26 protein-coding genes are annotated in these 25,836 nt (G+C 64.8%); 15 read left to right on the top strand and 11 right to left on the bottom strand.

Annotation, left to right across the window (positions count from 1 at the left end; translation table 11 throughout):
• The first annotated feature begins 27 nt into the window (after positions 1–27).
• From AC0L2F_RS15290 to AC0L2F_RS15280, 3 genes are all read left to right on the top strand, one after another.
• Complete coding sequence (locus AC0L2F_RS15290) at positions 28–720, top strand: glutathione S-transferase family protein (RefSeq protein WP_007598553.1); 693 nt, start codon at positions 28–30, stop codon at positions 718–720.
• The gene (gene queG, locus AC0L2F_RS15285; RefSeq protein ID WP_473248907.1) at positions 669–1,859 is read left to right on the top strand and encodes a tRNA epoxyqueuosine(34) reductase QueG; all 1,191 of its coding nucleotides are present in this window, start codon (positions 669–671) and stop codon (positions 1,857–1,859) included. The genes AC0L2F_RS15290 and queG overlap by 52 nt, the downstream gene beginning before the upstream one ends.
• A gap of 167 nt (positions 1,860–2,026) precedes the next feature.
• Entirely contained in the window at positions 2,027–2,824 is a 798-nt protein-coding gene (locus AC0L2F_RS15280; protein WP_007603971.1) for an acyl-CoA thioesterase domain-containing protein, read from the top strand.
• A gap of 16 nt (positions 2,825–2,840) precedes the next feature.
• Here the strand turns inward: AC0L2F_RS15280 and AC0L2F_RS15275 are convergent, their stop codons facing one another.
• Positions 2,841–3,305, bottom strand: coding sequence for a nuclear transport factor 2 family protein (locus AC0L2F_RS15275; protein WP_473248906.1), 465 nt, complete (start codon positions 3,303–3,305; stop codon positions 2,841–2,843).
• Between the two features lie 164 nt (positions 3,306–3,469).
• On the bottom strand, positions 3,470–4,306 hold the full coding sequence (locus tag AC0L2F_RS15270; protein WP_473248904.1) for an alpha/beta hydrolase: 837 nt from the start codon (positions 4,304–4,306) through the stop codon (positions 3,470–3,472).
• A 249-nt stretch (positions 4,307–4,555) separates the two neighbouring features.
• Between AC0L2F_RS15270 and infC the strand changes: the two genes are divergently transcribed.
• On the top strand, positions 4,556–5,095 hold the full coding sequence (infC, locus tag AC0L2F_RS15265) for a translation initiation factor IF-3 (RefSeq protein ID WP_085349942.1): 540 nt from the start codon (positions 4,556–4,558) through the stop codon (positions 5,093–5,095).
• A 91-nt stretch (positions 5,096–5,186) separates the two neighbouring features.
• On the opposite strand, the gene AC0L2F_RS15260 is transcribed toward infC, so the two are convergent.
• Positions 5,187–5,585 carry a hypothetical protein gene (locus tag AC0L2F_RS15260; RefSeq protein ID WP_473248903.1) on the bottom strand — a complete coding sequence of 133 codons (399 nt, stop codon included), beginning with the start codon at positions 5,583–5,585 and terminating at the stop codon, positions 5,187–5,189.
• 270 nt (positions 5,586–5,855) lie between these two features.
• Here AC0L2F_RS15260 and rpmI point away from each other — a divergent pair, with 270 nt between their 5' ends.
• Together rpmI and rplT are read left to right on the top strand one after the other, a co-directional pair.
• Positions 5,856–6,056: a 50S ribosomal protein L35 gene (gene rpmI / locus AC0L2F_RS15255; RefSeq protein ID WP_007598540.1), complete on the top strand. Its 201-nt coding sequence runs from the start codon at positions 5,856–5,858 to the stop codon at positions 6,054–6,056.
• A gap of 81 nt (positions 6,057–6,137) precedes the next feature.
• On the top strand, positions 6,138–6,497 hold the full coding sequence (gene rplT / locus AC0L2F_RS15250; protein WP_007598538.1) for a 50S ribosomal protein L20: 360 nt from the start codon (positions 6,138–6,140) through the stop codon (positions 6,495–6,497).
• Between the two features lie 3 nt (positions 6,498–6,500).
• Here the strand turns inward: rplT and AC0L2F_RS15245 are convergent, their stop codons facing one another.
• On the bottom strand, positions 6,501–6,821 hold the full coding sequence (locus AC0L2F_RS15245; RefSeq protein WP_371449349.1) for a hypothetical protein: 321 nt from the start codon (positions 6,819–6,821) through the stop codon (positions 6,501–6,503).
• Between the two features lie 239 nt (positions 6,822–7,060).
• On the opposite strand from AC0L2F_RS15245, the gene pheS reads away from it, so the two are divergent.
• The 4 genes from pheS (at position 7,061) to AC0L2F_RS15225 (ending at position 12,010) form a co-directional block, all read left to right on the top strand.
• Positions 7,061–8,143: a phenylalanine--tRNA ligase subunit alpha gene (gene pheS, locus AC0L2F_RS15240; protein ID WP_473248901.1), complete on the top strand. Its 1,083-nt coding sequence runs from the start codon at positions 7,061–7,063 to the stop codon at positions 8,141–8,143.
• Between the two features lie 221 nt (positions 8,144–8,364).
• On the top strand, positions 8,365–8,811 hold the full coding sequence (locus AC0L2F_RS15235) for an endonuclease domain-containing protein (protein WP_473248900.1): 447 nt from the start codon (positions 8,365–8,367) through the stop codon (positions 8,809–8,811).
• The gene (gene pheT, locus AC0L2F_RS15230) at positions 8,808–11,216 is read left to right on the top strand and encodes a phenylalanine--tRNA ligase subunit beta (protein ID WP_473248899.1); all 2,409 of its coding nucleotides are present in this window, start codon (positions 8,808–8,810) and stop codon (positions 11,214–11,216) included. The genes AC0L2F_RS15235 and pheT overlap by 4 nt, the downstream gene beginning before the upstream one ends.
• Positions 11,217–11,239: 23 nt before the next feature.
• Positions 11,240–12,010 carry a sulfite exporter TauE/SafE family protein gene (locus tag AC0L2F_RS15225; RefSeq protein WP_473248898.1) on the top strand — a complete coding sequence of 257 codons (771 nt, stop codon included), beginning with the start codon at positions 11,240–11,242 and terminating at the stop codon, positions 12,008–12,010.
• 43 nt (positions 12,011–12,053) lie between these two features.
• Here AC0L2F_RS15225 and AC0L2F_RS15220 read toward each other — a convergent pair whose 3' ends face one another.
• Complete coding sequence (locus AC0L2F_RS15220) at positions 12,054–13,451, bottom strand: flavin monoamine oxidase family protein (protein ID WP_063996522.1); 1,398 nt, start codon at positions 13,449–13,451, stop codon at positions 12,054–12,056.
• A gap of 192 nt (positions 13,452–13,643) precedes the next feature.
• Here AC0L2F_RS15220 and AC0L2F_RS15215 point away from each other — a divergent pair, with 192 nt between their 5' ends.
• A complete protein-coding gene (locus AC0L2F_RS15215) occupies positions 13,644–14,612 on the top strand; it encodes a YiiX/YebB-like N1pC/P60 family cysteine hydrolase (protein ID WP_007603987.1) in 969 nt (322 codons plus the stop codon).
• A gap of 180 nt (positions 14,613–14,792) precedes the next feature.
• Here the strand turns inward: AC0L2F_RS15215 and AC0L2F_RS15210 are convergent, their stop codons facing one another.
• Entirely contained in the window at positions 14,793–15,068 is a 276-nt protein-coding gene (locus tag AC0L2F_RS15210) for a metal-sensitive transcriptional regulator (RefSeq protein WP_007598521.1), read from the bottom strand.
• A 51-nt stretch (positions 15,069–15,119) separates the two neighbouring features.
• On the opposite strand from AC0L2F_RS15210, the gene AC0L2F_RS15205 reads away from it, so the two are divergent.
• Together AC0L2F_RS15205 and nikR are read left to right on the top strand one after the other, a co-directional pair.
• The gene (locus AC0L2F_RS15205) at positions 15,120–17,549 is read left to right on the top strand and encodes a heavy metal translocating P-type ATPase (RefSeq protein WP_473248897.1); all 2,430 of its coding nucleotides are present in this window, start codon (positions 15,120–15,122) and stop codon (positions 17,547–17,549) included.
• Positions 17,550–17,719: 170 nt separating this feature from the next.
• On the top strand, positions 17,720–18,166 hold the full coding sequence (gene nikR / locus AC0L2F_RS15200) for a nickel-responsive transcriptional regulator NikR (protein WP_473248896.1): 447 nt from the start codon (positions 17,720–17,722) through the stop codon (positions 18,164–18,166).
• Between the two features lie 200 nt (positions 18,167–18,366).
• Here nikR and AC0L2F_RS15195 read toward each other — a convergent pair whose 3' ends face one another.
• Positions 18,367–19,314: a hydroxymethylglutaryl-CoA lyase gene (locus AC0L2F_RS15195; RefSeq protein WP_473248895.1), complete on the bottom strand. Its 948-nt coding sequence runs from the start codon at positions 19,312–19,314 to the stop codon at positions 18,367–18,369.
• The gene (locus AC0L2F_RS15190; RefSeq protein ID WP_473248894.1) at positions 19,311–20,504 is read right to left on the bottom strand and encodes a CaiB/BaiF CoA transferase family protein; all 1,194 of its coding nucleotides are present in this window, start codon (positions 20,502–20,504) and stop codon (positions 19,311–19,313) included. The genes AC0L2F_RS15195 and AC0L2F_RS15190 overlap by 4 nt, the downstream gene beginning before the upstream one ends.
• A 192-nt stretch (positions 20,505–20,696) precedes the next feature.
• On the opposite strand from AC0L2F_RS15190, the gene AC0L2F_RS15185 reads away from it, so the two are divergent.
• A complete protein-coding gene (locus AC0L2F_RS15185) occupies positions 20,697–21,437 on the top strand; it encodes a sulfate transporter family protein (protein WP_211395058.1) in 741 nt (246 codons plus the stop codon).
• A gap of 163 nt (positions 21,438–21,600) precedes the next feature.
• Here the strand turns inward: AC0L2F_RS15185 and AC0L2F_RS15180 are convergent, their stop codons facing one another.
• The 3 genes from AC0L2F_RS15180 to nth all read right to left on the bottom strand — a co-directional run bounded on the left by AC0L2F_RS15180 (position 21,601) and on the right by nth (position 25,228).
• Positions 21,601–23,229 (bottom strand): MFS transporter, encoded by a 1,629-nt coding sequence (locus tag AC0L2F_RS15180; protein WP_473248893.1) that lies wholly within the window; start codon positions 23,227–23,229, stop codon positions 21,601–21,603.
• Positions 23,216–24,352 carry an HlyD family secretion protein gene (locus AC0L2F_RS15175; RefSeq protein WP_473248892.1) on the bottom strand — a complete coding sequence of 379 codons (1,137 nt, stop codon included), beginning with the start codon at positions 24,350–24,352 and terminating at the stop codon, positions 23,216–23,218. Before AC0L2F_RS15175 ends, AC0L2F_RS15180 begins: the two co-directional genes overlap by 14 nt.
• 123 nt (positions 24,353–24,475) lie before the next feature.
• Entirely contained in the window at positions 24,476–25,228 is a 753-nt protein-coding gene (gene nth, locus AC0L2F_RS15170) for an endonuclease III (RefSeq protein WP_473248891.1), read from the bottom strand.
• 22 nt (positions 25,229–25,250) lie between these two features.
• Between nth and AC0L2F_RS15165 the strand changes: the two genes are divergently transcribed.
• Positions 25,251–25,784: a DUF2244 domain-containing protein gene (locus tag AC0L2F_RS15165; RefSeq protein WP_007604003.1), complete on the top strand. Its 534-nt coding sequence runs from the start codon at positions 25,251–25,253 to the stop codon at positions 25,782–25,784.
• Positions 25,785–25,836 lie beyond the last annotated feature (52 nt).

Raw genomic sequence — 25,836 nt, 5'->3', positions numbered from 1 at the left:
AAGCACCATCACATAGTCAAAGGCTTCATGTTTACGCTGTTTCATCATCCGTTCTGCCCGCACTCGCGGTTCATCCGCCTGATCGCGGGAGAATACGGGCTTGAGCTGAAGCTGATCGAAGAGCGCAGCTGGGAGCGGCGCGAAGCGTTTCTGCTGCTCAATGCGGCGGGCACGACGCCCGTCCTGGTGGACGACGAGCAGCCGCCGATCCCGGGCGCGGCGATCGTCGCCGAATATGTCGACGAGGCCTATGGCTCCGAGATGGGACTGAAGCGCCTGATGCCGGACACGATCGGCGAGCGCGTCGAGGTCCGCCGGCTGATGGCCTGGTTCAACGAAAAGTTCTTCGAGGAAGTCTCCCACCCGCTCGTCACCGAGCGCATCTACAAGCGCTTCATGAGCGAAGACAACGGCGGCGGCCCGCCCTCGGCCGACGTGATGCGCGCCGCCAAGGCAAATGTGCGCTATCATCTGGCCTATATCGGCTGGCTGGCGCAGACGCGTAATTTCCTCGCCGGCGACCGGCTCAGCTACGCGGATCTCGCCGCCGCGGCGCACCTCTCGGCGATCGACTATCTGGGCGACGTGCCATGGAGCGAGGACGACGCGGCAAAGGCCTGGTACGCGCGGGTGAAATCCCGCCCGTCGTTCCGTCCGCTCCTGAGCGAATGGCTGGCCGGCGTGCCGGCGTCACGGACCTACGTGGACCTCGACTTCTGAACTCCGATCCGACCGAACTGAAGACGGCGCTCGCAAACGAGGCACGCGCGCTCGGCTTCGACTGCATCGGCATCACGGAGCCCGGCACGATCGAAAGCGCCGGACAACATTTTCTCGAATTCATCGCATCCGGCGGCCATGGCGACATGGACTGGCTCGCCGCGCAGCCGGAGCGCCGGGTCGATCCACGCGGGCTGTGGCAGGACGTGCGTAGCGTCATCATGCTCGGCGTCAATTACGGCCCCGACCAGGATCCGCTCGCGATCCTGCAACAGCGCACGCGCGCGGCGATCTCGGTCTATGCGCAAGGCGACGACTATCACGACCTCATCAAGAAGCGCCTGAAGATGCTGGCGCGATGGCTGGTCGCGACCGCAACTTGTGAGGTGAAGCCTTGCGAAGTGAAAGTGTTCGTCGACACCGCGGCCGTGATGGAGAAACCGCTGGCGCAAGCCGCGCATCTGGGCTGGCAGGGCAAGCACACCAATCTGGTCTCGCGCGAATTCGGCTCATGGCTGTTTCTCGGCGCGATCTACACCACGCTGGAGCTGCCGCGCGACGATTCCGAGATCGATCATTGCGGCTCGTGCCGGGCGTGTCTCGACATTTGCCCGACCGCGGCCTTTCCCGCGCCCTACAGGCTCGATGCGCGGCGCTGCATTTCGTATCTCACCATCGAGAACAAGGGACCTATCCCGCGCGAATTTCGTAAGGGCATCGGCAACCGCATCTATGGCTGCGACGATTGCCTCGCCGCCTGTCCCTGGAACAAGTTCGCGCAGGAGGGCCGTGAGGCCAAGCTCGCCGCACGTGACGCTTTGCGCGCGCCAGGTCTCGCCGAGCTCGCGCGGCTCGACGACGCTGCGTTTCGTGCGCTGTTCACGAAGTCCCCGGTGAAACGCATCGGCCGCGACCGCTTTTTGCGCAACGTGCTGATCGCGATCGGCAACTCCGGCGATGCGGCACTGGCGGACGAGGCGCGGCGATTGCTGGAGGATGACAGCGCGCTGGTGCGCGGGGCTGCGGTGTGGGCGCTGGCGCAGTTGATGCCTGATGAAGAGTTCGCGGCGTTGAGGACCGAGGCGATTGCTGGCGAGAGCGACGAAAGCGTGCGTGAGGAATGGCGCGCCGCCTCCTAGCACTCCGCTCCTTCCCCTCATCCTGAGGCGCCGCGCAGCGGCGTCTCGAAGGATGCAGGCCGAACTGCTTCAGCGGGGCCTTCATGGTTCGAGACGCGCGTGCCGCGCTCCTCACCATGAGGGTTGGGGACCTTGATTTCCCCACACGTTCCTTCAAGCTCGCCGTCATGACAAACATGCCTTTCTTCACCCGCGACGGCGACACATTCCACCCGACGGAAGTCGCCAACGGCCCGTGGGATCCGAAATCACTGCACGGACGCGTCATCGTCGGCCTGCTCGGCTTCGCCATCGAGGAACGCCATTCCGGTCCTGAATTCGTGCCGGCGCGGTTGACCGTCGATATGTTTCGGCTGCCGACCATCGACAAGCCGATCGAGGTGACGACACGGCTGGTGCGCGACGGGATGCGCATCCGCGTCGTGGAAGCAGAGTTCTTGTCCGGCGGCGTCGGCATGGCGCGCGCCTCGTGCCAGCTGTTGCGGCGAACGCAAAATCCAGACGGCAATGTCTGGTCGCCGCCGAACTGGGACGTGCCGAAGCCGGCCGACATTCCCAAGCCCACCGATCCCAGGCTCGGCATGAACGGCAAATGGACCACGCGACCGATCGTCGGCCACATGGGCTCGCTCGGGCCACGAAAACTCTGGATGAGCGAGCTGCGCGAGCTGGTCGCGGGCGTGCCGATGACGCCGTTCGTCCATGTCGCCACCGGCGCCGACTTCGCCAGTCCGTTCGCGAACGCCGGCGACAAGGGGCTCGGCTACATCAACAGCGACGTCACGATCTATCTGCACCGCCTGCCGGTGACGAACTGGATCGGCTTCGAGGTGGTGAACCACCATGCCACCGACGGTGTCGCGATCGGCGAATGCTGGCTCTATGACGAGCAGGGCCCGATCGGCACCGCCACGGTCGCGGCGCTGGCGCAGCGCAAGCCGATGGTAAATCCGTCGAAGCGGTAAGGACGCCGAACGACGGCTAACCCAAGTGTCGTTTCATTTCCGGCCGCGCCTTGAGCTCGGCGCCCTGCCTGGCGATGATCTTGGCTATGCGCTCCGGCGCAAACTTCAAATCGACAAACGCCGGCGCGGTGTTCGCGACCTCGTGATAGCTGACGATCCTGCCGTCGCGAAGCGTCATGATCGCAACGCCCTCGAACATCGCCCGCGCGCCATTCGCCTCCGGCAAGGTCGAGCGATAGCTGAACGTGTAGCGCGCATAGAGCGTGATGCCGTTCGACACCGGGTCGTGCATGTCCCAGCGGAAGTCGGTCGCCGTGCGATAGAACCAATCGTCGATCATCGCGGCGATCTTCTCGCGGCCGGCGAAGGCGCCATAGAACACGTCGTGATAGACGCCGTCCTCGGTGAAGAGATCCGCGAAGGCTTTTCCGTTGCGTTGTTCGACGGCGTCGCAGAAGGCACGCAGCATGGCGGCGGTCATATTTCCTCCAGTGCTTTTTATTGTGCCCTCGCCCCTTGCGGGAGAGGGCAGCTCCGCTCTTTGACACGCATTCACTTGGGTGAGGGGTCTGTCTCCGCGGAAAGAACCCCTCATCCGGCGCTGCGCGCCACCTTCCCCCACAAGGGGGGAAGGAAGACAGCACTTCACCCGATCTCGGCCACGGCGGCAAGAATGCGGGCGATGTCCTGCGGGCGCGAGAGGCGGTGATCGCCGTCCTGGATCATGGTCAGCACGACGTCGTCGGCCGGCAGGCGATGGGTCAATGCGAACGCGTGCTGCCAGGGCACGTCAGGATCCTGCGCACCTTGCAGGATGCGGACGGGACAGCCGAGATCGATGCCGCTGCCGAGCACGAGATGGTTGCGCCCCTCCTCGATCAGATTCCGCGTGATCAGATAGGGCGAGCCGTCGCCATAATCCGACGGTCTCAGCCAAACGCCTTTGGTCTCGATCTCTTTCTTTACCGCGGCCGGAAAATTCTTCCACATCAGCTCCTCGGTGAAATCGGGCGCTGGCGCGATCAGCACCAGGCCCGCCAGCGATGCTTTGGCTTGCTGTTTCTCTTGCCGCTTTTTGATCTCGCGCGCGAGCAGCAGCGCCATCCAGCCGCCCATGGACGAGCCGATCAGGATTTGCGGGCCGTCGCAGAACCGCTCGAACACCGCGACGCTTTCCTCGAGCCAGCGCCCGATGGTTCCGTCGACGAAATCGCCGCCGGATTCGCCGTGGCCGGAATAATCGAACCTGACCACGGCGCGGCCGTGATCCCTGGCCCATTCGTCCAGCGCGACGGCCTTGCTGCCCTGCATGTCGGACTTGAACCCGCCGAGCCAGACCAGCCCAGGTCCATGAGCAGATTCTTGACCAGATTCTTGATCAGATTTTTGGGCCGCGCGGCGGCGCACCGCGATCCGGCGCGCGGACGGGCCCTCGCCCACATCGATGAAGTCGAGCACGGCATCGGGAATTGGCTGGTTCATGGAACGTTTACTCTGGCTGTGCGGTTTAAGCTGTCCGGACGTGCTCCGCAGCGCAGCCGAACGTCGGCATTTGCCCTTTGGGACGCTTGCGGAACAGAAGCAAGGTGTCTATGTCGGTCTGCGTGCCCCGCCGTGGCCAAAATGCCTCGCATTTGAGGCTTTTTCGACCGCCGCACGAGCGATTGCTTGCCGGCAACCGTATCTTCCTGCAAAATAGCCGCCTCTTTTCATAACTTTGGAGAACCACCCATTCGCCGTCCCAATAAAGCCCCGCCCACTGCCGCCAAAGACGGGCCGCGCATCAATGACGACATTCGCAATGCGCAGATCCAGTTGATCGATCAGACCGGTGACAACAAGGGCACCATCGAGACCGTCGCGGCTATCCGCCTGGCCCAGGAAGCCGGCATGGATCTGGTCGAGATCTCGCCGAACGTCAGCCCTCCCGTCTGCAAGATCATGGACTACGGGAAGTATAAGTATTCCGCGCAGAAGAAAGCCGCCGAAGCCCGCAAGCGGCAGAAGATCGTCGAGATCAAGGAGATCAAGCTCCGCCCGATGATCGACGACCACGATTACGAAGTGAAGATGCGCGCCATGCAGCGGTTCTTCGAAGAGGGCGACAAGGTCAAGATCACCCTGCGCTATCGCGGCCGCGAAATGGCGCACCAGGAGATCGGCACCAAGCTGCTCGACAAGATCAAGACCGACGTCGCCGAGCTCGCCAAGGTCGAGCAGGACGCGCGGTTCGAGGGCCGTCAGGTCGTCATGGTGCTGGCGCCGCGCTGACGCCGATACTTTGAACGAGCGAATTCAACGGCCCGTCCGGATGTCCGGCGGGCCGTTTTGTTTTCTTGGGCACCCGTCCTGTTGGTGATAGTTACGTCCTCGTCGCCTGCCAAGTGCCGCTGCACTGATCGCCGGAGATGATACCCCTCCACGAACCGGCGCCGTTCACGCCAGCGAGCCGGCCGCCCCCGTTCGCATGGGACGCGCCGACCGAGACCTGGACCGCCACGGTACCGCTGCGCTTGACCGTGCCGGAGACCCGGCCACCGCCGGCGGACGACACCCGGCTGCCGGTGACGGTGAAGGGGACGCTGTAGCCGGAGCTGCAATTGCCGCGGGTGGTGGCGAAGGTGACGTTCCAGACGCCGTCATAGCCGCGAGCGTCGGCAGCGGAGGGAAAGGCGGCCGTGGCGAGCACAGCCAATAGCGCCAGGCGGCGCGGACGGGCGACATCGGTCAAACACGACAGCGACTGGGAAAAATGGGGCATTTTAATCCTGCTCCGGGCGACACGGCCCGGACATGAGGTTAGCAATTCCGAATAGTCGCCGGCTAGGTTCCACCGGTTCATCGTTGCCAATTCGCCCGTCCTCTGTCATAAGCCCAGCCTTCATTGCCCGGCTGATTAAGGGCTGCCGTGGCGGTGTCCGTGCGGGTTTCGCGCTTGTTCGTAAAACCTGAGCACAATCAACGCTCTAACGAGCATTTTGACGGCCAGCCGCCTTCGCGGGCGGATTTCTATGGCCATTAGGAGAGCCAAATGCCCAAGCTGAAGACCAAATCGGGCGCTAAAAAGCGCTTCAAGGTGACTGCCACCGGCAAAGTGATGTTCGCGCATCGTAGCAAGCGTCACGGCATGATCAAGCGGACGAAGAAGCAGATCCGGCAGCTGCGCGGCACCGCCGTGCTGTTCAAGACCGACGGCGACAACGTCAAGAAGTACTTCTTGCCGAACGCCTGATCGCGTCCACGATCATTGCCACCCGCGCCGCAGCTTTCGCGGCGATCCGAACATCAAGTCATCTTTCGGAGGATTTTTGTCATGGCTCGCGTCAAACGCGGTGTGACCGCCCACGCCAAGCACAAGAAAGTCTACAAGGCCGCCAAGGGTTTCCGTGGCCGCCGCAAGAACACGATCCGCACCGCCAAGCCGGCGGTCGAGAAGGCTCTCGTGTATGCCTTCCGTGATCGCAAGCGCAAGAAGCGGACGTTCCGCGCGCTCTGGATCCAGCGCATCAACGCCGCCGTGCGTCCGTTCGGCCTGACCTACAGCCGCTTTATCGACGGCATGGCCAAGTCCGGGATCACCGTGGACCGCAAGGTGCTGTCGGATCTCGCGATCAACGAGCCCGCGTCGTTCCAGGCGATCGCCGAGAAGGCCAAAGCCGCTCTGGCGGCCTGAAGCCTAACGGCCGGCTCCGCCGGCCTTCAGCGCGCGTTGCGAGTAGCGCTGGGCGATCTCCGCCCGGCAGAATGCCGTGAATGACAGATACATGGTGCCGGATTTATTCCGGTACTTCCGGTCGCACACGCGCATCTCGCGTTGGTAAGCCTGTTTCCGCGCCATGTTGAGGCCGGGCATGAAGTCCGCCTCGCATTTCTTCTCGACGGCGGCGCCGAGCTGGACATCGCCGCTCGCGGTCAATTGGCAATCCTGAAACACCCTCATCGCGCTCTCGCAGCCCTTCTGGGCGCCGATGGTGTCGACGACCTCGTCCAGCGTCATGGATTTCTCCATGCAGACCATGGCGCGCGCTGAGGTACTCGCGACCAAGAGAACGACCGCGAGAGCAGCCAGACAGGATCTCGAGAGCATCGCGAAAGCCTCCTTGAATCCCCTTGGTGCCAGGCCCCCGCGCGAGGTTCAACCCAGCCGCTCGTCAGCCCGAATGACCGGCTTTTCGCTTGACGTTACGGCCTTCGGGCGGCGACAACCCAGCCGAATTTGGCAGCAGGGATTTGACCGTGTCCGACCTCGCAATGCTCGAAACATCCATCCTCGACCAGATCGCCGCCGCCGGCGACGAGGCCGCCCTCGAAGCGGTGCGGGTCGCTGCGCTCGGCAAGAAGGGGTCGATCTCGGCACTTCTTTCCACGCTCGGCAAGATGTCGCCGGACGAGCGCAAGACCCAAGGCGCTGCGATCAACCAGGCCAAGGACAAGGTCACCGAGGCACTCGCCGCGCGGCGCGACGTCTTGAAATCGGCGGCGCTCGACGCGCGGCTTGCGTCGGAAACCATCGACGTCACCCTGCCGCTGCGCGATACGCCGGCTGAGGCCGGCCGCATCCATCCGCTGAGTCAGGTCTGGGACGAGCTGACCACGATCTTTGCCGACATGGGATTCTCGGTCGCCGAAGGCCCCGATATCGAGACCGACGACTACAACTTCACCAAGCTGAATTTTCCGGAAGGCCATCCCGCGCGCGAGATGCACGACACCTTCTTCTTCCATCCGAAGGAGGACGGCTCCCGCATGCTGTTGCGCACCCACACCTCACCGGTGCAGGTGCGCACCATGCTGAGTGAGAAGCCGCCGATCCGCGTGATCTGCCCGGGCCGCACCTATCGCATCGATTCGGACGCGACCCACACGCCGCAATTCCACCAGGTCGAAGGCCTCGTCATCGACAAGCACTCGCATCTCGGCCACCTCAAATGGATCCTGCACGAGTTCTGCAAGGCGTTCTTCGAGGTCGACCACATCAACATGCGCTTCCGGCCCTCGTTCTTCCCGTTCACCGAGCCGTCGCTGGAAGTCGACATCCAGTGCCGCCGCGACAAGGGCGAGATCCGCTTCGGCGAGGGCGAGGACTGGCTCGAGATTCTCGGCTGCGGCATGGTGCATCCAAACGTGCTGCGCGCCTGCGGCATCGATCCCGACGAGTACCAGGGCTTCGCTTGGGGCATGGGCATCGACCGCATCGCCATGCTGAAATACGGCATCGCCGATTTGCGCCAGCTGTTCGACAGCGACGTCCGCTGGCTATCCCATTACGGCTTCAAGCCGCTGGAAGTGCCGACGCTGGCGGGAGGGCTGAGCTCGTGATGGGCTTGCTCGGACATGACCTTCCGAAGACTCTCTGCGTTCCCTTCGCGGAGAGAACCCTCTCCCTGCCCCTCCCCCGCAAGCGGGGGAGGGAATGGATGGAGCGCGTGCGGGGCGTCCATCTCATGGATACGTATTCTCGCTCCACGCGAGAGGTCGGGCTCCCTCCCCCGCGTGCGGGGGAGGGTTGGGGTGAGGGTGTCTCCTCGATGGGGTTGCCAATGGTCGATCCTGAACATCCGGACTGGAAAGTACCGGCCAAGATACGAGCCAATGCGCGCGCGCTCAGACGCAATTCGACCGATGCGGAGCGCATCCTCTGGTCGGAGCTGCGCGCCGGCCGATTGAACGGCGCGGGTTTTCGCCGCCAAGTACCGATCGATAGTTACATCGCCGACTTCATCTGCCACGCGGCCAAGCTCGTCATCGAGCTCGATGGCGGCCAGCACTTTTCTGATGAAGGCGAGCGCGCCGATGCACGGCGCTCTGCCGTGATCGAGGCGGAAGGCTTCATGGTGCTCCGTTTCAGCAACCTCGACATCATGACCAATCGTGTCGGCGTTCTCGAAACAATCGCTGCTGCCGTTGCGGAGAGAACCCCCACCCCAGCCCTCCCCCGCAAGCGGGAGAGGGAGCAGACCGTCGTCGTGGAGAAAAAGCAGCCATGAAATTCACTCTCTCCTGGCTGAAGGAACATCTCGACACCGACGAGCCGCTGGACAAGCTGGCCGAGAAGCTCACCATGATCGGGCTCGAGGTCGAGAACATCGAGGACAAGGCGAAGGCGCTGAAGCCGTTCACCATCGCCAAGGTGATATCAGCCGAGCAGCATCCGAATGCGGATCGGCTGCGCGTCTGCATGGTCGACACCGGCGACGGTGGCGCGCCCGTGCAGGTGGTGTGCGGCGCGCCCAATGCGCGGACGGGGCTCGTCAGCGTGTTTTCGCCGCCCGGCACCTACATTCCCGGCAAGGACATCACGCTCGGTATCGGCACCATCCGGGGTGTCGAGAGCCGCGGCATGCTGTGCTCGGCGGCTGAATTGCAGATTTCCAACGACCATGACGGCATCATGGAATTGCCCGCCGATGCGCCGATCGGCGCTCCTTACGCCGCATGGGCCGGCCTCGGCGATCCCGTGGTCGAGATCAATCTGACGCCGAACCGGCAGGACTGCACCGGCGTGCACGGCATCGCGCGCGATCTTGCCGCCGCCGACATGGGCAAGTTCAAGGACCCCACCATCAAGCCGATCAAGGGCGAACTCCCGTGCCCGGTGAAGGTCACGGTCGAGGACGCCGCGCTGTGCCCCGGCTTCGCGCTACGCCTCGTGCGCGGCGTGAAGAACGGCCCGTCGCCGGAATGGCTGCAGAAGCGGCTGACCGCGATCGGCCTGCGTCCGATCAACGCGCTGGTCGATATCACCAACTTCATGACCTACGACCGCGCGCGGCCGCTGCACGTGTTCGACGCGAAGAAAGTGAAGGGCAATCTCGTGGTGCGCCGCGCCCGTGACGGCGAGACGCTGCTCGCGCTCGACGGCCGCACCTACAATCTCGATCCCGCGATTTGCGTGATCGCGGACGAGCACGGCGTCGAATCGCTCGCCGGCATCATGGGCGGAGAGGCCTCGGGCTGCGACGAGACCACCACGGACGTGCTGATCGAATCGGCGCTTTGGAACGAGATCAACATCGCCCAGACCGGCCGCAAGCTCGGCATCAATTCGGACGCGCGTTATCGTTTCGAGCGCGGTGTCGATCCGGCCTTCATGGTGCCGGGACTGGAGCTCGCGACGAAACTCGTGCTGGAGATGTGCGGCGGCACGCCGTCCGAGAACGTCGTGGTCGGCAAGAGCTTCGGCGACGACCGCGTGATCGATTTCCCGGTCACCGAGGTCAAGCGGCTCTCGGGCATCGAAGTGCCGATGCCGGAGATGAAGCGCATCCTGAGCCATCTCGGCTTCATGATGGCGGGCCCGGGGCCCGTCGTGAAGGTCGCGGTGCCGTCGTGGCGGTCCGACGTGCACGGCAAGGCCGACATCGTCGAGGAAGTCGTCCGCATCCACGGCGTCGACAAGGTGCCGATGACGCCGTTCGAGCGCGGCGAGGACGCACGCAAATCCGTGCTGACCCCGCTCCAGCTCCGCACCCGCCGCGCCAGGCGCGCGCTGGCGAGCCGCGGCATCATCGAAGCGGTGACCTGGTCCTTCATCACCAAGTCTGCCGCAAAGCTGTTCGGCGGCGGCCAGCGCGAACTCGAGGTCGCCAACCCGATCGCGGCGGATTTGTCCGATATGCGCCCGACCCTGTTGGCCGGCCTGATCGCGGCGGCGCAGGCCAATGCCGACCGCGGCTTTGGCGATGTCGCACTGTTCGAGGTCGGGCAGGTGTTCAAGGGCGATCGCCCGCAGGATCAATTCGTGGCGGCAAGCGGCGTCCGCCGCGGCTTTGCGTCGTCGCAAGGCCTCGGACGGCACTGGTCGGGTTCGGCGCAGGCTGACTTGTTCGACGCCAAGGCCGATGCGCTCGCGGTGCTCGCCGCTGCCAGCGCACCGATGCAGGCCCTTCAGATCGTCGCGGGCGGCCCATCCTGGCTGCATCCCGGGCGCTCCGGTACGATCCAGATCGGGCCGCAAAACGTGCTGGGTTATTTCGGCGAAATGCATCCGCGCGCGCTCGAGGCGCTCGGTGCCGGCGGCCCGCTGATGGTGTTCGAGGTGATCCTCGACCGCATCCCCGAGGCGAAGAAGAAGCCGACCCGTGCCAAGCCCGTGATCGAGCTGTCGGCCTTCCAGCCCGTCTCGCGTGACTTCGCCTTCATTGTCGACCGCACCGTGAAGGGCGGCGACATCGTGCGCGCGGCCCAGAGCGTCGACAAGAAGCTGATCACCGCCGTGAACGTGTTCGACGTCTACGAAGGCAAGGGCATCGAGGACGGCAAGAAGTCGATCGCGATCGCGGTGACGATCCAGCCGCGCGAAAAGACCCTCACCGACCAGGAGATCGAGGCCGTCGCCGCGAAAATCGTGGCGGAGGTGACGAAGAAGACCGGCGGCACTTTGAGAGCATGATCATGCTCGAGAAATAATAGAGCATGAATCTCACTGACTTTCTTCCAAAGGACGTCAGCCTCACCATTGCGATGGCGCTCTGCGCCGTCGCTTTCGTTTCGGGCACCGCGCGCGGCTTCTCGGGCTTCGGCTCGGCGCTGATCTTCATGCCGCTGGCGAGCAGCATCGCGGCGCCGCGTCTAGTTGCCGCGCTGCTCCTCGTGATCGATTTCGTCGCGGCCGCGCCGCTGCTGCCTGACGCCTGGCGCAAGGCCGACCGCAAGGCCACCGCCGTGATCGTGCTGGGCGCGCTGGTCGGCGTGCCCGTCGGCACCTATTTCCTCAGCGTGCTCGAACCCGTCACGACGCGATGGATCATCTCCTGCTTCGTCGCCGCGCTGTTGCTTCTGCTGCTGTCGGGCTGGCGCTATCGCGGCAAGGACCACGCCTGGCTCTCGGTCGGCATCGGCAGCCTCTCCGGCTTCTGTAGCGGCCTCGCACAGACCGGTGGGCCGCCGATCGTCGGTTACTGGCTCGGTCGCCCCATCGCCCCGATCGTTGCGCGCGCCAACATCTTGCTGTTTTTTGGCGCGTCGGATTTCTTCTCGATGGTCAGCTATGCGACCACAGGACTGATCTCGCGCGAATCACTCGTGCTCTCGCTGATCGTCGGACCGGTCTATGCGATCGGCGTCGCCTTCGGCGCGTCGCTGTTCGGCCGTGCCAGCGAGAAAGTGTTTCGCGCCATCTGTTACGGGCTGATCGCGATAGCGGTGATCGCCGGACTGCCGGCACTGGATGGGGTGTTGCGCTAAGCCATCCACAGTCGTCCTGGCGAAAGCCAGGACGACGACTGAATTAGTTCCTCTGCTGCCGCGGCGCCCGCCGCTTCTTCGTCGACTGCGTCGGCACATCGGCCGGCTCGTCCTTGAGCGCGCCGATCTTGCGCAAGGCCGCGTCCGCGGCGCGCTCGCCGCTTTCCCAGGCGCCGTCGACGGTGCCCCACAGCGTCTCGTGCGTGGCTTCGCCGGCGAGGAACATGTTGCCGATCGGCTCGGCGAGGATTCTTCGCGAGAGCTGACCGCCCGGCGAGGCCGCCGACATCGCACCCATCACGAACGGCGAGGCGTTCCAGCGCGTCGCGCTGGCTTTCTGCACGGCGGCGGCCACTTCGCTGCCGAACAGCTTCGTGATCCATTCTCTGGCGAAGGCCGTCATCGCCTTCTCGCCTTGCCCGGACAGATCGCGGCCGAACGAGCCGCCGACATCGATCGAGCACAGCGAGGATCCCCCGATATTGGCGAACATCAGCGCCGTGCGCGTCGAGTTGCTCTGCTCGATCAGGATATCGTCGCGCGACAGGCCGAGCGGATTGCCCGGCAGTTGCAGCACGATGTGATCGTAGCTTCCGAGCGTGAGCTTCGAGGCGGCATCGAGCGTGCGCTTTGGAATGTCAGGCCCAAACTTGATCGCGCCCGAAATCAGCACATTGGTCGAGACCGTGATGATGGCGGCGCGCGCGGCGATCTTGCCGGCCTGTGTCTCGACGCTGACGTCGCGATTGCTCCAGACGATCCGGCTCGCCGGCGTCGACAGCGCGACCGGCGCCTGCTCACCGAGTTTGGTGATCAGGGTCCCCAGGCCCTGGCGGCAGGCGATCGCGGCGTTGCGATCCTGTGCCCGCGCCTTGTCGATCGCAGACAGCTCCTTCAGGTCCTTGCCGGCGAAGCTCGCGCCCAGGATGAACTCGGCCGCGCCGGCCCAATCGCCGAGATCCTTCGGCAGCACCGAGGCGCAGGCGGTATCGAGCTTGCCGCGCGCTGCCTCGTCGATGGCGCGGTTGGCGCGCACCAGCGCCGCCAGGAATTCCTCGGTCTCGCCGGCCCGCGCGTTGCGGCGGCCGATGCGCATCTTCTGGCCTGATGGCGCCGGCAGAACGTCGAGCCCGGCACTGCGCGCCAGCCGGATCATCGGATTGGTGTCGGGATTGTGCATCCAGCGCGCACCGCGATCGAACGGTGTGTCGAAGGTGGTCGTATCCGTGATGCAGCGCCCGCCGATCTGCGACGCCGCTTCCACCACCACGACCCTGCGATTGGCCGCCATGATGCGCCGCGCCGCGGCAATTCCGGCCGCGCCCGCGCCGATCACGACGATGTCAGCCTCGCGCGGCAGGGGCGCGGCGGTTGCGCGCAGGACCGGCATCGCGGCAAGGCCCGCCGACGCCGATAGGAAGCTGCGGCGCGTGATTGTCATGGCATGGTTTCCGGAGACTTGCAGCAAACGGGAACAGCTAGCGAACCTTGCCGTATCTGATGTTGCGCGGCAACCATCATAGTGAATCAATCGTGCTTGATGTCACAGATCGATGAACCGAATTGCAACACGTTCCGACCATGGTAGAGAAGAGAAAAAGACGGCCGGAAAAGGCCGTGGGGGAGTTTTGAAATGGGGACGGTCCTGGATTCGGTCGGCAAGCTGATTGCCGCGTACCTCTCGAAGGAGGTGCCGGGCTATGAGCCGTTCACGCCGAGCGACCCCGAGCATCTGCGCGGCGTCATCGAGCCCGGCGACGTGCTGCTGGTCGAGGGCAACAACCGCATCTCGGGCATCATCAAATATCTGACGCAGTCGACCTGGTCCCACGGCGCACTCTATGTCGGCCCCATCGAAGGCGCGGAAGAGCCCGATGGCGAGCCGCACGTGCTGATCGAGGCCAATATCGGCGAAGGCGTCACCTCCGCGCCGCTGTCGAAATATTTCCCCTATCACACCCGCGTCTGCCGTCCGGTCGGGCTGTCCTATGAGGACCGCACCACGGTCTGCCGCTATGCGATCAACCGCATCGGCTTCGGCTACGACACCAAGAACATCGTCGACCTGATGCGCTTTCTGTTTCCGCTGCCGATCCCGCAGCGCTGGCGGCGCCGCATGATATCGATCGGCTCGGGCGATCCCACCAAGATCATCTGCTCGGCGCTGATCGCGCAAGCGTTCGACGCCGTGCGTTACCCGATCCTGCCCAAGATCACCAAGGCCGGCAGCCGCGCCGCCCGCCGCGAGATCCTGCACATCCGCGACTCCTCGCTCTACATGCCCCGCGACTTCGACATCTCTCCCTATTTTGAAGTCGTCAAACCCACCATCGTGCACGGCTTCGACTACACCGCCTTGCACTGGGCCGACAAGCAGAAGCCGCTCGAGGAGGTAGCCGGCACCTTCGGTGTGTTTCCAGAAACGTTCCGTGCGCCGCCGCTCGTTCCTGAAGCGACTGACGAAGAGGCGCCGGTTTCGGCTGAAGAAGTGATGCGTGAGGCGGCTGCGGAGATGAGCGTTGCCTTCTCCGAGCATTTTGTGCTGCTGAACGATCTCGCAAAGTACCGCGCGCAGGGACACGCGCTGGGGATGGCGGCGTAACTCCGCCGTCGTCCTGGCGAAAGCCAGGACCCATTATCCCAGGAAGACATTTGGCGAGGACCGGCCGTTCGGTACAGCTACCGCGCGCGATCGATAAGCTCCGCGGTATGGGTCCTGGCTTTCGCCAGGACGACATTGGTGGATATCGTTGGCCCCTCACAATGGCGAGTGAGTACGACCCTACCGCTCTGCCCGCCCAATCACCGCCATCAGCTCCGCGATCTTCTCGCGCTGGTCCGCCTTGTCGCCGCTCGCGATCGCATGCTCGACGCAATGGGCGACGTGATCTTTCAGAACCTCTTCCTCGACCCGGCGCAGCGCGGCGCGCACCGCCGAGATCTGCGTGACGATGTCGATGCAATAGCGGTCCTCCTCGACCATTTTCGAGAGGCCGCGAACCTGCCCCTCGATCCGGCCGAGACGTTTTCCGACAGATGCCTTGATGTCCTTGCGCATGCGGCCTATATACCCCCCTAGGGTATACGTTGCAAGGGCCGGAGCATCGCAATGAACGACGCCGAACACGAGCACGATCACAACGCGGAATCACATTCCGGATGTGGCTGCGCAAGCAAGGCTCCGCCGGTCGCCAAGCCCGCGGCCTCCTCCTGCTGCGGCAATCACGCCCATGATCACAGCGCCGCCGCGACAAAGGTCCTCGATCCCGTCTGTGGCATGACGGTCGATCCCGCGACCTCAAAACACCGCTTCGACCATCACGGGGCGACCTTCCATTTCTGCTCGGCCGGCTGCCGCACCAAATTCGCCGAGGATCCCGCCAAATATCTCGCCAAGCAAAGCACGCCCGAGCCCGAGATGCCCGCAGGCACGATCTACACCTGCCCGATGCATCCGCAGATCCGCCAGGCCGGACCCGGCACCTGCCCGATCTGCGGCATGGCGCTCGAGCCGGAAGTGGCGAGCCTGGAGACCGGGCCCAATCCTGAGCTTGCCGACATGACGCGGCGGTTCTGGATCGGCGGCGCGCTGGCTTTGCCGGCCGTGGTGCTGGAGATGGGCGGCCATCTCGCGGGCCCGCACAACTGGATCGATGCGACGCTATCGAACTGGATCCAGCTCGTCTTCGCCACGCCCGTGGTGCTGTGGGCCGGCTGGCCGTTCTTCGTTCGCGGCTGGCAGTCGCTGCTGACGCGCAACCTCAACATGTTCACGCTGATCGCGATGGGTACGGGCGTTGCCTATGTCTACAGCCTGATCGGCACCATCGCGCCGCAGATCTTCCCGGCCACATTCCGCGGGCATGAAGGCGCGGTCGCGGTCTATTTCGAGGCAGCGGCCGTCATCACCGTGCTGGTGCTGCTCGGGCAGGTGCTGGAGCTGCGCGCCCGCGATGCGACGTCGGGTGCGATCAAGGCGCTGCTGCAGCTCGCCCCCAAGACCGCACGGCGCATCGATGGCGATGGCGGCGAGCACGAGGTCGAGATCGACGCACTTCATGCCGGTGACCGCTTGCGCGTCCGTCCGGGCGAAAAAGTGCCGGTCGACGGCGTCATTCTGGAAGGCCGTTCCTCGCTCGACGAGTCGCTGGTCACGGGCGAATCCATGCCGGTGAGCAAGGAGACGGGCGCGAAGGTGATCGCCGGCACGCTCAACCAATCCGGCAGCTTCATCATGCGCGCCGACAAGGTCGGGCGGGAGACGCTGCTGTCGCAGATCGTGCAGATGGTGGCCGACGCGCAGCGCTCGCGAGCGCCAATCCAGCGCCTCGCCGACCAGGTCGCGGGCTGGTTCGTGCCGACGGTGATTGCCGTTGCCATCACCGCGTTCGCGGCCTGGGCCTGGTTCGGGCCGGAGCCGCGGCTGGCCTTCGGCCTCGTCGCCGCCGTCAGCGTACTGATCATCGCCTGCCCCTGTGCGCTGGGACTCGCGACTCCGATGTCGATCATGGTCGGCGTCGGCCGCGGCGCGCAGGCAGGCGTGCTGATCAAGAACGCCGAGGCGCTCGAGCGAATGGAGAAGATCGACACGCTGGTGGTCGACAAGACCGGCACCCTGACCGAGGGCAAGCCGAAGGTGGTCGCGATCGTGCCCGCAGCCGGCTTTGCGGAAGACGATATCCTCCGCATGGCCGCCAGCGTCGAGCGCGCCAGCGAGCATCCTCTGGCCGACGCGATCATGCGCGCGGCGAAGGAGAAGCAGCTCGCGCTGGGCCAGGTCGAACAATTCGATTCGCCGACCGGCAAGGGCGCGACCGGCAAGGTCGACGGCAAAACCATCGTGCTCGGCAATGCCAAATATCTGATGTCGATCGGCATCGACACCAAATCGCTCGATGACGAGGCCGAACGACTGCGCGGCGATGGCGCGACCGTGATCAACATGGCGGTCGACGGCCGGCTTGCCGGCCTGTTCGCGATCGCCGATCCGGTCAAGGCTTCCACGCCGGAGGCCCTGAAGGCACTGGCAGCCGAAGGCATCAAGGTCATTATGCTGACCGGCGACAACCGCACTACGGCGGAGGCTGTCGCGCGCAGGCTCGGCATCGCCGATGTCGAGGCCGAAGTAATGCCGGATCAGAAGAGCGCGGTGGTGACAAAGTTGCAGAAGGCCGGCCGCAGTGTCGCCATGGCCGGCGACGGCGTCAACGACGCGCCGGCGCTGGCCGCGGCCGAAGTCGGCATCGCCATGGGCACCGGCACGGACGTGGCGATGGAGAGCGCCGGCGTCACCCTGCTGAAGGGCGATCTCACCGGCATCGTGCGTGCGCGAAAACTGTCGCAAGCGACGATGAGCAACATCCGGCAGAACCTGTTCTTCGCCTTCATCTACAACGCCGCAGGGATTCCGATCGCGGCCGGCATCCTCTATCCGACCTTCGGCGTGCTGCTGTCGCCGATCATCGGAGCCGCCGCGATGGCGCTGTCCTCGGTCAGCGTGGTCGGGAATGCGCTGCGGCTGCGGGCAACGCGGCTGTGAGCGAGCGCCTTCTCTCTCGCACCGTTCACGAAACGCGGTAAGATACGCGTAGCCCGGATGAAGCGAAGCGCAATCCGGGGTCTGTCCACGCATCGAAACTGTCCCGGATTGCGCTTCGCTCCATCCGGGCTACCGACTACGCACCAAGCGGTACGCACGGAGAGGACTTGATGCAGCGAATCACGATAACCATCGAGGATGATCTCTTGGCGGAGATCGACGCGGCGGCGGAAGCGCGCGGCTATCAGAACCGCTCCGAGATCATTCGCGACCTCGCACGTGCCGGCTTGCAGCAGAGCAGCGAGGACACCGCGCAGACCGGGCCCTGCGTCGCCGGCCTCGTCTATGTCTACGACCATGCCGCCCGCGATCTCTCAAAACGCCTGGTGCAGGAATTCCATGGCCACCACGACCTCGCGCTGGCGACGCTGCATGTCCATCTCGACGATAGCAATTGCATGGAGATGACGGCGCTGCGCGGCGATGCCGGCGAGGTCAGGCATTTCGCTGATCATATCATCGCCGAACGTGGCGTGCGCTATGGGCGTGTGGTGATGATTCCGACGGGGGACAGCAAGCAGGCGAAGGCGCGCAAGCACGGGCACCGGCATGAGTAGATTCGCCGCATAGACGGTGCGTTTCCCTCTCCCCCTTGCGGGAGAGGGTGGATCGCCGCGAAGCGGCGAGACGGGTGAGGGGTATCTCTCCGCGCAGAAGAATCTCGCGTTCTGAGTGCGCGGAGGCAAACCCCTCATCCGGCGCTTCGCGCCACCTTCTCCCGCAAGGGGAGAAGGGAAGAGCAGCGCGCCCGCGGCTCCTACGCCGCCTTCGCTGCGCTCCCGCCCGGCAACCCGGCCCGCGCGATGCCGCCATACAGCGTTTCGTTCGGCATCTCCTCGCGCAGGATCCTGCGCACCGTGATCAGCTTCTCCAAATCGATGCCGGTCGCAAAGCCCTTGCTCTCGCACAGGAAGACGAGATCCTCGAACACGACATTGCCGGTCGCACCGGGCGCGAAGGGGCAGCCACCGAGGCCGCCGAGCGAGCCGTCGAGGATCCGCGCGCCTTCGTCGAGCGCTGAGGCCGCGTTCGCGATGCCCATGCCGCGGGTGTCGTGGAGATGGATGCAAATGGGCTTTGACCCTGCGAGCTTCACCGCGGCGCGCGTCAGATCCGCCACCTGCTTTGGCCCGGCATAGCCGACGGTGTCGGCGATGCCGACGAAATCGACGCCAGCCTCGAGGCATTTGTCGACCAGCCGCAGCACTTCTGCAGGGTCAACCGCCCCGGTGATCGAGCAGCCCAGCGCCATCGAGATCGCCGCGTTGACGAGCGGCTTGTGGCTGGTGGCATCGCGCAGTTCGCACAGGCGTTTCAGATTGGCGATCGCGGATTCGCGCGAGCGGTGCGCATTGGCCTGGCTGTGCTCTTCCGTTGCCGAGACCACCGAGGCGATTTCGCCGACGCCGGATTCCAGCGCCTCGTTCACGCCGCGTTCGTTGAGCGCAAGCGCGATGCCATGCGCGCCGGGCAATGAAGCGACGGTCGCAACAACGTCGCGAACATCGACGAATTGCGGAAAGGTCTTTGCCGGCAGGAACGAGCCGACCTCGAAATGCCGCACGCCGGCGGCATATTCCTCGCGCACCCAGCGTTGCTTGGCGTCGGTCGACGGAATTTTCTTCACGAGCTGGAGCCCGTCGCGCAGGCCGACTTCGCGCAGGCTGACGCGCTCCGCGGGGTAAATCTCCTGGATCCGGCTCATGCGCGCCTCCCTGTTGTTTTTGACGTCACGTCTTCATTTTCATTGTCGATCTCGGCGCGAACGGCCGCGGTGTCGGCCCCGAGCGGCGCGACCCTGAGGCCTTCGCCGATATGGCTGCCGTTCCATTCGATCGGCAGCGCCGGCACCCGGAACGGCTTGCCGTCGGCGGTGACATTGTTGACGAGCCCGCCCGGGCGCAGCACATGCGGATCGGCGAAGAGATCCTCGGGCCGGTTGATCGGCGAGAAGCAGATGTTGAGTGCATCGAGCCTCTGCGACAGTTTTGCCACGTCCCATTGCCTGATGATGTCGGCTGCGCGCGGAATGATCCGGCCTCGCGCCAGGATGCGATCGGTCGTGGTGCGCAAGGCGGGATCATCGAGGAATTCAGCCAGGCCGAACTCGCGGCAAAAGCTCTGCCAATGGCCTTCGGTGACGACGCCGATGAAGATTCGCTCGCCGCCGGCGGTCTCGAAGATGTCATAGATCGGCCAGGCATGCTCGCGCTCCGGCATCGAGCGCGGCTTGTTGCCGGTCATCTCGTATTCGACCATGTGCTGGGCGACCAGGAACAGGCAGTTCTCGAACAGGCCGATGCGGATATCGGCGCCGTCACGTTTTCCTCCGCGCTTCTGATACAGCGCCGCGAGGATCGCGATCACGCCGAACATGCCGCCCATGATGTCGTTGGCGGACGAGCCGACACGCTGGGGCTTTTCGCTGGTGCCGGTCATGGCAGCAAGGCCCGCCATCATCTGCACGACCTCGTCGAGCGCGGGGCGGTGCTCGTAGGGACCGGAGAGGAAACCCTTGTGGCCGGCGATGATCAGATTCGGATGCCGGCGGCGCAATTCGTCGGCGCCGAGCCCCTGCTTCGCGAGTTGGCCGTCGCGAAAATTCTCCAGGAACACGTCGGCCGTCGCCAGCAGCCGGTGCATGATCTCGCGATCCTCAGGCTTCTCGAAATCCAGCACGACGCTGCGCTTGCCGCGGTTGAACAACGGGAAGAAGGCCGTGCCCATGCCCCCCAGGCTCCGGGTCTTGTCGCCCGCGGGCGGCTCGACCTTGATCACGTCGGCTCCGAGTTGTGCCAGGATCATGCCGCAGGTCGGGCCCATGACCATGTGGGTCATCTCGACGACGCGCACGCCTGCAAGCGGCAATCCGGCCGCCGATTCTTCCATCGCCATATGAGCCTGTTCCTTTGCCCGGCTGGTTCCGCTTGTTGTCTAGCGGGTTGGTGAAGCAACAGTCTTGCCGAATTCATCGTGGCTTCGTTGATGCGAGCGGTCAATCCGGCCATGAGCGGTGCCGCCGATCTCCCTTGCCGAAGTGGCCCGGGGTGTCTACCTCTCGCGGGTGATTTCGTGAGAGGAACTCCCATGCTGGATGCCGCCGTCAAGGCGCTGTCGCAAATGATCTCGCCGCCGATGCGCTCGATCCTGTGGCGGTCGATCGGCGTCGCCCTGGTGCTGATCATCGTGCTGGCGATCGGCTTGCAGCGGCTCCTGAGCTGGTTTGCGACCTATGGTGAGGCCTGGCTGGAGGGCCTGCTCGGTCCGGGCTGGCACTCATCGCTCGAGGTATTGTCCTGGATCATTTCGATCGCCGCGGGACTCGGCGTCGTGTTCGGGGCTGTGTTCCTGATGCCGGCGATCACCTCGCTCGTCGCGAGCCTGTTCGTCGACGACGTCGCCGACATCGTCGAGCGCGAGCACTATCCGGCCGAGCGGCCAGGCGTCGCGCTGCCGTTCAGCCAGGCGATCTACGAGGGCGTCAAGACCGCGCTGCTGACGATCCTGGTTTATCTGGTCGCGTTGCCGCTGGTGCTTTTCGCCGGCGCCGGTTTCCTGGTCTTCTTCCTCGCCACGGCCTGGCTGCTCGGCCGCGAATATTTCGAGCTCGCGGCGATGCGGTTTCGCTCGCCGGAGGAAGCCAAGGCGATGCGGCGCGACAATGCCGCGACCATCTTCACCGCGGGCCTGTTCATCGCAGCCTTCGTCTCGATCCCGATCGTCAATCTGGCGACGCCGATCTTCGCCATGGCCTTCATGGTCCACATGCACAAGCGGCTCTCAGGCCCGCGGCCCGAGCTGATCGAGCCGGCGCGGCAGATGCGGTGACGGACGCTCCCTCTCCCGCTTGCGGGAGAGGGTCGGGGAGACGGTGTCTCCGCAATGGGGCAATCCCCCAGATGAGAGAACCCGGCACTTCGTGCCGACCTCTCCCGCAAGCGGGAGAGGTGACAACCCCGTCGCGCGATCGGAAGAACAACCATCATCGCATTCAGGCGACCTTCATCCCGCACTTCCGCAACAGCGACCTGGCGAAGCCGAACGGCGCCGGCGTGAACGGGCCAGGCGGGGCACGGGTGACCAGCGCGACGACGCCGAGCGCGGCCATTGCGACCCAGAAGCACAGCCAGAAGCCGTCGATATAGGCGAGCACATTGGCCTCGCGCTGGACCAAGCCCGCGAGCGTACCGACCGCGCGGGCCTGGGCCGAGCCCGCACCATGGGCCGCAAAATGGTCGGCGAGCTGTTTCAGCATGCGGACCACGTCGACGTCACCGACGCCGAGATTCTGGCCGAGATAGAAGGAATGGATCTGCTCGCGGACGCGCAGCCACGTTCCCATCAACGCCACGCCGATCTCGGCACCACCGAGCCGCATGATCTGGATATAGGCGGCGAACGAGGTGGCACGGCTCGGATCGGAATTGGACAGCAGCGTGATGATCAGCGGCAACAAGGTCAGCGACTGCCCGATCGCCTGGAGCAGCACGATGCCGGCGAAATCCTCGCGCGCCCAATCATGGCTGAGCTGCGTGCCCCAGAGATTGGCGGCGGCGAAGCAGGCAAATCCCACGACCACCACCGTCCGCGTATCGAAATGCCGCAGCAGCCAGATCGAGAGCGGCACCAGCACGAACATCGGCAACGCGCCGTAGATGAGCAGCAAGAGGCCGCTCTGCTCCGGCCTGAGCAGGGCGATGGTGGCGAGGAAGTTCGGCACGAGCGACGCGTTGGACAGGCTGGTCAGCGTGTAGAGCAGGATCAAGACCAACCCTAGGCCGATATTGCGCGAGAACAAGACGTTCACATGTGCCCAGGGCTGCCGCACCAGGGACTCGTTGACGAGGAAGCCCGCGACCAGCACCGCGCCGGCGGTGATCAACGCCATCACCGTCCCCGACCCCAGCCAGTCCAGTCGGTTGCCCTGGTCGAGCCCGGCATAGATCATCGAGACGCCGGCGCCGAGCAGCAGCATGCCGCCCCAATCGGCGTCGCGGAGCAAAGCGCGATTCACCGGCTCGTTCGGCGTGCCCCAATAGACCATCAGGCCCATCAGGGGCGCGATCACGACGCTCTGCCAGTACAGCCATTGCCAGCCGAGATGGTCGACATAGAAGCCGACCAGCGAGCTCGAGGTATCCAGCGCGAAGCCGACGCGAATCGAATAGATCGAGATCGCCGGGAGCCACCAGCGGATCGGCAGATTGCGGAACACGATCATCAGCGTCGCCGGCACGAAGGTGCCGAGCAAGAGGCCATGCACGACGCTGAGCGCGAGCAATGTCGGATAGTCGTGCACGAACGGGATGATCAGCGAGACCGCGGCATAGACGAGGCTAGGGATGCCGAGAACGCGGCGCAGGCCGAATACGGTGGCAAGCCAGGCCACCGCGGGTGCGATGAAGATCTGTGAGCCGATGCCTGCGGTGGAGAGCCACGCGCCCTCGTCGAACGAGAGCGAGAACGCGCCGCGCAGGTCCGGCAGGCCTATTGTGGTCAGCCGGCTGTCGAAATTGGCGAGGAACGAGCCGAGCAGCACCGCTGCCACCGCAAACAGCGGCTGCGGCGCGACGCCGCCGCGCGAGAGCGGCCCGCGACTGGAATCGTCATTTTCCGCCATTGCCGGCCTTGGTGTCGATGCTGGTGACGACCGACATCCCCGGCACCAGCCGCGCCAGCAGCGGCTGGTTGTCGTCGAACTGGATGCGCACAGGAATGCGCTGCACGACTTTGGTGAAGTTACCGGTTGCGTTGTCCGGCGGCAGCAGCGCGACCTGCGCGCCGGTCGCGGGCGCAATGCGCTCGACCCGCCCGCGCAGCTTCTCACGCGGGAAACTGTCGACGGTGATCTCGACCGGCTGGCCCGGTGCGACGTGGGTCAGCTGGGTCTCCTTGTAATTCGCGATCACATAGACCTTCGGCAACGGCACGACGTTGATGAGGTTAGTGCCGATGTTGACGTAGTCGCCGGGCTGGACCTGCCGCTCGCCGACGACGCCGTCGAACGGCGCCGATATCTTGGTGTAGCCGAGCTTGAGCTTCGCACTCGCCAGTGTCGCCTTGGTCGCTTCGAGATCGGCGGCGCGCTGCTTCCTGGTGCCTTGCAGCACCTCGAGTTGGTGCTGCTGGGCCGCGATCACGGCGCGGCTCGCGCGCACATCGGCCTGCGCCTTGGCATAGCCTGCGACCGCCTGTTCGAAGCGCTGCCGTGTGCCGGATTCGGTCTGCGACAGCGATTGCTGGCGCTCCTGCTCCTGCCGCGCCTCGACCTCCACGGCTTCGGCCGAGAGCCGCGCAGCTTGCGCCTGCGCGATCGTCGCATATTGCAGCTCGATCTGATTGGCCAGATTGTCGAGCACAGCTTGTGCAGCGGCGACCGCCGCTTCGGACTGCGCGACTTGCGCCTGATAGTCGGCAGGGTCGATCTGGATCAGGAGATCGCCGGCCTTGACGCGCTGGAAATCGGTAACCCCGACGGTCAGCACTTCGCCGGAGACGCGACTGGCAAGCCGCGTCAGCTCGGCGCGCACATAGGCGTCGTTGGTGGTCTGGACCACCGAATTGCCGACCCATTCGTCGAAGCGCTGCGTTGCCACCGCGACGAAGCCGAGCGCGACGATCACCGCGAACAGCGGAATCGCAAGCCGGCTCCACAGCGAACTCGCCGGTCGCTGCGAGGGCTTGGGTTGCGGAGCAGGCGCTGCGGTGGGAGGCGATGACGGAACTTGCTCTTGTGGACTCACGACATCACTCCAAAGCGCGCTCTCTCATCCTCGTCATTCCGGGGCGATGCGCCGCATCGAACCCGGAATCTCGAGATTCCGGGTCCGGTCCTACGGACCGTCCCGGAATGACGGACATTGCCATCAGACCGTCTTCTCCGGCCACCGGCAGAGATCGTTGATCAGGCAAACCTCGCAGCGCGGCTTGCGCGCGAGGCAAGTATAGCGGCCATGCAGGATCAGCCAATGATGGGCATGCAGCATGAACTCGGCCGGGATCACCTTTTCGAGACCGAGCTCGACCTCCAGCGGCGTCTTGCCGGGCGCGAGGCCGGTCCGGTTGCCGACGCGGAAGACATGCGTGTCGACCGCCATGGTGTGCTCGCCGAAGGCCATGTTGAGCACGACGTTGGCGGTCTTGCGACCGGCGCCGGGCAACGACTCGAGCCCGGCGCGCGTGCGCGGCACCTCACCGCCGAACTCGCTGAGCAGCTTCGCCGACAGCGCGATCACGTTTTTCGCCTTGGTGCGGTAGAGGCCGATGGTCTTGATGTATTCGCGCAGGCGCTCCTCGCCGAGGTCGAGCATCTTCTGCGGTGTGTCGGCGATCGCGAACAGCGCGCGCGTTGCCTTGTTGACGCCGGCGTCGGTCGCCTGCGCCGACAGCACCACCGCAACCAGCAGCGTGAACGGATTGACGTGCTCGAGCTCGCCTTTCGGTTCCGGATTGGCCTTGCGGAAACGGCTGAAGGCCTCGCGGACTTCGGGCGGCGTCCAGGGCTTCATGGCCTTAAGCGATTTCTTCGCGGGCCCCTTCGGTTTGGCCGCAGCCGGCCTTGCCTTTTTCTTCGGCACCGACGTCTTGCGCGGGGCCGGCTTGCGGGTGATTTTCGCCATGATCGGGATATACTGAGGGACGATGAGCACAGGCAACGAAATTGAGCGCGAACGATCTGGAAGCGAGGCCGAGCCTCAGATCTTTTCCGCGCGCCTGACGCCGCACCGCTCGCTGAACCGCACCGGCTTCCTCGCCGTGATGCTGTTCCTGAGCGCCGTCAGCTTCGTCACCGGCCTCGTCTTCCTGATGATGGGCGCGTGGCCGGTGTTCGGCTTCTTCGGCCTCGATGTGCTGGTGATCTGGTGGGCCTTCAAAGCCAATTTCCGCGCGGCGCGGGCCAGCGAGGAGATCGTGGTCACGCCATCTGAATTGCGCGTGCGGCGCGTCAGCCAGCACGGCCAAATCGTCGAATGGACCTTCAATCCGCTCTGGGTCCGGCTCGACATGGAAATCGACGAGGATTTTGGCATCGAGCACCTCTATCTGATCTCGCGAGGTCACCAGATCCAGATCGCCCGCTTTCTGGGACCGGACGAAAAATCCAGCTTCTACAAAGGCTTGGTTGAGGCATTGAATGCCGCCAGGCGCGGTCCGACCTACAATCCGGTCACCTGATTGCGGATCGGAAATCGGGTGGTTTCGCACCCTGCCCTCTCCTACATTTGTG

This window comes from Bradyrhizobium sp. Ken64 (assembly GCF_055807555.1).
The sequence above is the reverse complement of the archived record's forward strand: the minus strand, read 5'-3'. Positions and strand labels throughout refer to the sequence as shown.

Coding starts and splice junctions, on each gene's coding strand:
- AC0L2F_RS15205 (WP_473248897.1), top strand. CDS start 15,120: ATGAACGACGCCGAACACGAGCACGATCACAACGCGGAATCACATTCC.
- nikR (WP_473248896.1), top strand. CDS start 17,720: ATGCAGCGAATCACGATAACCATCGAGGATGATCTCTTGGCGGAGATC.
- AC0L2F_RS15180 (WP_473248893.1), bottom strand. CDS start 23,229: ATGGCGGAAAATGACGATTCCAGTCGCGGGCCGCTCTCGCGCGGCGGC.
- AC0L2F_RS15185 (WP_211395058.1), top strand. CDS start 20,697: ATGCTGGATGCCGCCGTCAAGGCGCTGTCGCAAATGATCTCGCCGCCG.
- rplT (WP_007598538.1), top strand. CDS start 6,138: ATGGCTCGCGTCAAACGCGGTGTGACCGCCCACGCCAAGCACAAGAAA.
- AC0L2F_RS15165 (WP_007604003.1), top strand. CDS start 25,251: ATGAGCACAGGCAACGAAATTGAGCGCGAACGATCTGGAAGCGAGGCC.
- pheT (WP_473248899.1), top strand. CDS start 8,808: ATGAAATTCACTCTCTCCTGGCTGAAGGAACATCTCGACACCGACGAG.
- AC0L2F_RS15195 (WP_473248895.1), bottom strand. CDS start 19,314: ATGAGCCGGATCCAGGAGATTTACCCCGCGGAGCGCGTCAGCCTGCGC.
- AC0L2F_RS15245 (WP_371449349.1), bottom strand. CDS start 6,821: ATGACGCTGGACGAGGTCGTCGACACCATCGGCGCCCAGAAGGGCTGC.
- AC0L2F_RS15260 (WP_473248903.1), bottom strand. CDS start 5,585: ATGCCCCATTTTTCCCAGTCGCTGTCGTGTTTGACCGATGTCGCCCGT.
- AC0L2F_RS15215 (WP_007603987.1), top strand. CDS start 13,644: ATGGGGACGGTCCTGGATTCGGTCGGCAAGCTGATTGCCGCGTACCTC.
- rpmI (WP_007598540.1), top strand. CDS start 5,856: ATGCCCAAGCTGAAGACCAAATCGGGCGCTAAAAAGCGCTTCAAGGTG.
- AC0L2F_RS15210 (WP_007598521.1), bottom strand. CDS start 15,068: ATGCGCAAGGACATCAAGGCATCTGTCGGAAAACGTCTCGGCCGGATC.
- nth (WP_473248891.1), bottom strand. CDS start 25,228: ATGGCGAAAATCACCCGCAAGCCGGCCCCGCGCAAGACGTCGGTGCCG.
- AC0L2F_RS15220 (WP_063996522.1), bottom strand. CDS start 13,451: ATGACAATCACGCGCCGCAGCTTCCTATCGGCGTCGGCGGGCCTTGCC.
- AC0L2F_RS15270 (WP_473248904.1), bottom strand. CDS start 4,306: ATGAACCAGCCAATTCCCGATGCCGTGCTCGACTTCATCGATGTGGGC.
- AC0L2F_RS15280 (WP_007603971.1), top strand. CDS start 2,027: ATGACAAACATGCCTTTCTTCACCCGCGACGGCGACACATTCCACCCG.
- queG (WP_473248907.1), top strand. CDS start 669: ATGGCTGGCCGGCGTGCCGGCGTCACGGACCTACGTGGACCTCGACTT.
- AC0L2F_RS15190 (WP_473248894.1), bottom strand. CDS start 20,504: ATGGCGATGGAAGAATCGGCGGCCGGATTGCCGCTTGCAGGCGTGCGC.
- AC0L2F_RS15235 (WP_473248900.1), top strand. CDS start 8,365: ATGGTCGATCCTGAACATCCGGACTGGAAAGTACCGGCCAAGATACGA.
- AC0L2F_RS15275 (WP_473248906.1), bottom strand. CDS start 3,305: ATGACCGCCGCCATGCTGCGTGCCTTCTGCGACGCCGTCGAACAACGC.
- AC0L2F_RS15225 (WP_473248898.1), top strand. CDS start 11,240: ATGAATCTCACTGACTTTCTTCCAAAGGACGTCAGCCTCACCATTGCG.
- AC0L2F_RS15290 (WP_007598553.1), top strand. CDS start 28: ATGTTTACGCTGTTTCATCATCCGTTCTGCCCGCACTCGCGGTTCATC.